This window comes from Petrotoga halophila DSM 16923, from assembly GCF_002924615.1.
The window spans coordinates 1-5,544 of record NZ_JALY01000134.1 but is presented as its reverse complement, the minus strand read 5'-3'; the positions used below and the strand labels follow the sequence as shown (position 1 = coordinate 5,544).

The window sequence follows — 5,544 nt, the reverse complement described above, 5'->3', positions numbered from 1 at the left end:
GTATTAAATTTGTTTTGTAGAGTTATTAGTATAATAACAGTTATTTAACAGGCCTTTTCCACATTTATCTGACAATGGACAACTTTTACATACAGGTTCTATTTTATTTATTTTTTTAATTTCAACATCCATTATTCTTAAAAAAGGAATCAAAATATTCGTTTCACTTTGATTTAAGTGAAATTTCTCTTTTAATTCCAAAATATCTACTTCTTTATTATTTCTTACGTATTCTTCTATAAGCGATATATTCATTAATTATTCCACCTTTTTACAAAATATCTTGGAAGCTCTTCCCCTGCCCAATTCGTATTTTTTCCCGTCAACCTCTATAATTATTCTATTTCCAAGCTTATTAACTAAATTGATATTAACTCCTTTATACAACCCCATACTTCTCATTTCTTCTACAAAATTCCTTCCGCCTTTAATATCGATAATTTCATATTTTCCAATTTCACTTTCCAAAAGGTTGAATACTTTGTAAGGAACATCTACAATGATCCTAGAAGCTTCGCTCCTTCTTAAAACTACTTTTTTTTCTCCAATTTTAAATACTAAAGGATCCCCAAAAGGAGAAACATGGGCTAATTCTATAAATTTACCTGGAGTAATTCCCATTGCGATAAGACGATTTTTAGTACTTTCTCCTTCAATGTTTAAACTCACTATCTTTCCCTTTTGTCCAATAAACAGGTTGTGTAAAGGAATTAGCAAATTATAATCACCTCTTTCAATTATTTCATATCAATTATAACATTTTTTAAAAGAGTTAGTTGTGCCTAAAATTAACAATAAAATGAATTATTATAACGCAAGAGTTAAATTATATACGGATATATGGTTTGTAGCAACTTCACTTATATTATTAGACAATTTATTATTTCTCAATTTTTTTATTAGTCTTCACTTCGATTCAAAAATATGATAAAATCAATTATGGAATAATAAGAATTCGGGGCGTAGCGCAGTTGGTAGCGCGTTGGTTTCGGGAACCAAAGGTCGCTGGTTCAAGTCCAGTCGTCCCGACCATTACCAAACTTTTCTTTCTTTGAAAGCTCAAAAATCTTTTTTCGGATTTTTGAGCTTTTTGTTTTTTATTTAAAAATTATTGGTAGAATGCGTTAACTTGACTTTATAATATTTCTATGGCATGATTGAAATAAAAATTGTAATCATAAAAAAGGAGAAGAAGAATTTTGCTTACCCTCATAAAGAATGCAACGGTTTACTCACCGAAAGCTTTAGGGAAAAAAGATATATTAATTGGTGGAGAAAAAATCTTAGAACTAGTCGATTCGATAGAATTAAATTCTAATCTTAAAGTTGAGATTATCGATGCTGAGGATTATATAGTAGTTCCAGGTTTTATAGACTCTCACGTTCATATAGCAGGAGGAGGTGGAGAAGGAGGATACAACACAAGAACCCCAGAGATATTTGCTTCTAAGATAGTAAGTTCTGGAATTACTACCGTAGTAGGTGTTTTGGGAACCGACAACGCAACTCGAAGTATGCAAAACTTAATCGCAAAAGCAAAAGCATTAAAACAAGAAGGAATAAGCTGCTACACGTATACGGGTTCTTATCATTTTCCTATAAAAACTTTTACCGGCAGAATTATAGACGATTTGGTTTTCATTGAAGAAATAATAGGTGTTGGAGAAGTCGCTATTTCAGACCATAGAGGTTCCCAACCAACCTTAGAAGAACTGATAAGATTAACTTCAGAAGCTCGAGTGGGTGGAATTTTATCAAAAAAGGCAGGGATAGTAAATATTCATGTTGGAAGAGGAGAAAAATTCATTCAGATATTGATAGATGTTGTTGAAAATTCAGAATTACCTATTACACAGTTCCTTCCAACTCACATGAACAAGGGAGAAAAAGCTCTTAAAACATGTAAAAATTTTATAGAAATGGGTGGAAGGATAGATTTCACAACTAGTTCGTCAAAAAAGAAAGACAAAGAGGATCCATCAAAACCATCTAAAGCCTTGAAACTTTTGTTGGAAGATGGGGTAAATATTGACAATATATCATTCTCATCCGATGGACAGGGGAGTTTACCACAGTTCGATGACAAAGGGAATTATTTAGGTTTAACAGTTGCGGATGTAGCTACACTCTTTGAAGAGGTTAAGGATTGTGTAATACAAGAAGATATCCCTTTAGAAGAAGCTTTGAAGGTTATCACTATCAATCCTGCTAATTTTCTTAAATTAGAAAACAAAGGCCAAATAAATGAAAACTTTGATGCAGATATAGTGTTCTTAGATAAAAGTACTCTGGAAATAAAAAAAGTTATGGTAAAGGGTCGCACCATTTAAAAATCTAATGGAGGGCAGAGAAATGAAAATAACAGATTTAAAATTTGAAAAAATCAAAATTAAACTCAAAAAACCTTTTGTTATTTCGCGAGGAGCAACGGAGTATTGTGAATCGGTGCTTGTAAAAATAACTACTGATGAAGGATACTACGGTTTTGGAGAAGCTACTCCTTCTCGTTCGGTAACGGGGGAAAGCATCGATAGTGTAACATTTGTTCTTAAAACATTCAAAGAAATATTAATAGGACAGGATCCACTCGCTATAGAAAGAATCCATTATATATTGAACAAAGCAATCGCAGGAAATACAGCAGCAAAAGCAGCGGTTGATATCGCTCTCTACGATATAAAAGGAAAAGTGATGCAAGAACCTCTTTATAAGCTTCTTGGTGGATTTGAAAACAAAGTACAGACAGATATTACGATAGGGATTGGTGCACCACAAGAAATGGCAAACGAAGCAAAAGAGATGGTAGCTAGAGGGTTTAACATATTAAAAATCAAAACCGGTATTGATCTAAAAAACGATGTTGAGGCTATCAGACTCATACGAAAAAGTGTAGGAGATAACGTAAGATTGAAAATAGATGCCAACCAGGGATGGAATGTACACGATACGTTAACCGCAATCAAGATGATGGAAAATTACAACGTTGAAGCCGTTGAACAGCCGTTAGCCGATTGGGATTTTGATGGGTCTGCACTTTTGCGAAAAAAGGCTGATATGAAGATAATTTTAGATGAATCAATTCATAACGCTCATGATGCAATACATGCAATGAAAAAAGATAGTGCCGATATGATCAACATAAAACTGATGAAAAGTGGAGGGCTTTACGAAGCTGAAAAGATTGACGCAATTGCAGAATCTGCTGGAATTAATTGTATGGTTGGATGTATGGTAGAAACAAAGGTGGCCCTTACTGCGGGAGCAAGCTTAGTTGCAGCTAAAAGAAATATAACAGATGCTGATTTAGATTCTTTCATGTATTATGAAGAATTCGAAGGAATAAAAGGAGGATTTGAAGTAAAAGGAGATACAATAATTCTTTCGGACAAACCTGGTTTAGGAATAGAAATCAATATGTGAAAAAGAAGAGGGGGGTAGATCTTGATTGTGACAAGATCTAGATTGACTGTATATCCCCCTCCATTTCTAACGTTGAAAAATCGATTGGAAATTTCACAGGTCTGTCCAAAAGGGCAGACTTGTAAATTCCTAAAACAGCTTCTACAGCCTTTTTCCCTTCTTCACCGTTAATAAAGGGATCTCGATCTTCTTCTATCGATTGATAAAAATCTCTGTAAAGTGGAATGTGCCCGCTCCCATAAACCGTATCAGGATCTGGGAGATTTTGAAATGGATGTCCATCTTCTCCTTCAAATCTCCAATATTTTATCTTATTCACCGCTAAACCACCGATAACCACTGTGCCTTTTTCCCCAAATATCGATAGAGTTTCTTCTAAGTTTTTTGGATATATATTTGCTGATCCTTCTATAATTCCTACAGAACCGTTTTTAAATTTTACTATTGCCCCTCCAAAATCCTCGGCTTCTATATAAGGATGCGTGAAGTTCTTAATAACACCGTATATTTCATCTATTTCAGAGCCCATATTCCACAATAGCAAGTCTATATTGTGCGTACATTGGTTCATCAACGTGCCCCCGTCGTATTCCCAAGTGCCCCTCCATTTTGCCTGCTTATAATATTCTTCGTTTCTATTCCACCTAATGGAAGCTTGACCATGGAGAATCCTTCCAAATGAATCTGTTGTAATTTTTTTTCTTAATTCTTGTATAGGTGGATTGAACCGATTTTGAAAACAAACCCCTAACTTTAAATTTTTCCTTTTTGCAAACTCTATCATCTCGTTCATATGTTTTGTTGATAGGGCCATTGGTTTTTCCACTAACACATGTTTGTTGTTTTGCAGGGCTTCCATGGTGATTTCATAGTGATTTCCACTTTCGGTGGCTATTGCCACGGCATCTATATCGGTTCTTTTCAACAATTTACTGTAATCCGTGTATATTTCTGGTTTGTTTAATCCAGAATTTTCTACCTTACTGGCAAATTGTTTTGCTCTTTCTTCTTTTAAATCGCAAACAGCCACGTTTTCAATAATATCAGAATTTTTTATGATCGCTTCTGTGTGTTTTTTTTGAGCAATTCTTCCACAACCTATTACAGCCAATTTAAGCACGGAATATCACCTACTTTTAAACTTTTTATAATAGAGAAACTTTTTCTGGATACTTCTCTCTAAGTCCTTTTGTGATATTTTTTGTATCAAAAACTATATCGGCATTTTCCAAAACAAAATTGTAATCAACCTTTTTATGACCGGTAGTAATTAAGACCGCATCTGATTCCTCTAACAATTCTTTTGTTAAATCTACCGTTTTATATTCTATTCCTTTGTGAGAAAAATTTTTTATATAGGGGTCATGAATTTTTACTTCTGCTCCCTTTTTTTCCAAAAGTTCCAAAACTTTCAATGCAGGAGACTCTCTTAAATCGTCGATATCGTTTTTATAACTCACCCCTAACATCAATATTTTGGAACCGTTCAAACACTTTTTATTTTCGTTTAAAATGTCCATTAGTCTTTCAATTACGTATTCGGGCATATAATCGTTTATTTCCCCAGCCAATTCTATTATCCTTGTGTGATAGTCAAACTCTCTAGCTTTATAAGTTAAATAAAAAGGATCTATTGGAATACAATGACCACCCACACCTGGTCCAGGATAAAAAGGCATGAACCCAAAAGGCTTTGTAGCTGCAGCATCTATTACCTGCCAGATATTTATCCCCATTTTCTTTGCTAAGATAGCCATTTCATTGATGAGACCAATATTGACTATTCTAAAGGTATTTTCCAAAATTTTTGACATCTCGGCTTCCTTAGGAGACGAAACGGTGAAAACTCCTGCGTTTAATACGTTTTCATACAGTGTCTTTGCATGTAGAGTGCATTTTTCGGTAACTCCACCGACTACTTTTGGTGTATTTTTGGTCTTGTAAATCAAATTTCCTGGATCTACCCTCTCTGGGCTAAAAGCTAAATAAAAATCTTTTCCAACCTTAAACCCATATTCTTGTAATAATGGCAGAATTACTTCTTCGGTGGTTCCTGGATATGTAGTGCTTTCTAAAACAATCAACATTTCTGGGTGAAGCCTTTTTGCTACCTCTTTTGTTGAA

The 5,544-nt window shown here is 34.2% G+C and carries 6 protein-coding genes and 1 tRNA gene; 3 read left to right on the top strand and 4 right to left on the bottom strand.

What is annotated here, in order from left to right; genetic code table 11:
* Positions 1 to 3: 3 nt before the first annotated feature.
* Both AA81_RS06470 and AA81_RS06465 read right to left on the bottom strand, forming a co-directional pair.
* Positions 4 to 255, bottom strand: coding sequence for a hypothetical protein (locus tag AA81_RS06470; protein ID WP_103077398.1), 252 nt, complete (start codon positions 253 to 255; stop codon positions 4 to 6).
* A gap of 3 nt (positions 256 to 258) precedes the next feature.
* Complete coding sequence (locus AA81_RS06465) at positions 259 to 717, bottom strand: FeoA family protein (protein WP_103064951.1); 459 nt, start codon at positions 715 to 717, stop codon at positions 259 to 261.
* A gap of 239 nt (positions 718 to 956) precedes the next feature.
* On the opposite strand from AA81_RS06465, the gene AA81_RS06460 reads away from it, so the two are divergent.
* The 3 genes from AA81_RS06460 to AA81_RS06450 all read left to right on the top strand — a co-directional run bounded on the left by AA81_RS06460 (position 957) and on the right by AA81_RS06450 (position 3,420).
* Positions 957 to 1,032: transfer RNA gene (locus AA81_RS06460), tRNA-Pro, on the top strand.
* 167 nt (positions 1,033 to 1,199) lie between these two features.
* Positions 1,200 to 2,330 carry a beta-aspartyl-peptidase gene (iadA, locus tag AA81_RS06455; protein ID WP_103898580.1) on the top strand — a complete coding sequence of 377 codons (1,131 nt, stop codon included), beginning with the start codon at positions 1,200 to 1,202 and terminating at the stop codon, positions 2,328 to 2,330.
* 22 nt (positions 2,331 to 2,352) lie between these two features.
* Positions 2,353 to 3,420, top strand: a complete 1,068-nt coding sequence (locus tag AA81_RS06450) for a mandelate racemase/muconate lactonizing enzyme family protein (protein ID WP_103078148.1) — start codon at positions 2,353 to 2,355, stop codon at positions 3,418 to 3,420.
* A gap of 37 nt (positions 3,421 to 3,457) precedes the next feature.
* On the opposite strand, the gene AA81_RS06445 is transcribed toward AA81_RS06450, so the two are convergent.
* Both AA81_RS06445 and AA81_RS06440 read right to left on the bottom strand, forming a co-directional pair.
* Complete coding sequence (locus AA81_RS06445; RefSeq protein WP_103898579.1) at positions 3,458 to 4,540, bottom strand: Gfo/Idh/MocA family protein; 1,083 nt, start codon at positions 4,538 to 4,540, stop codon at positions 3,458 to 3,460.
* 25 nt (positions 4,541 to 4,565) lie between these two features.
* Positions 4,566 to 5,544 (bottom strand): nucleotide sugar dehydrogenase (locus tag AA81_RS06440; RefSeq protein ID WP_103898578.1); only part of this gene is annotated, 979 nt, incomplete at its 5' end.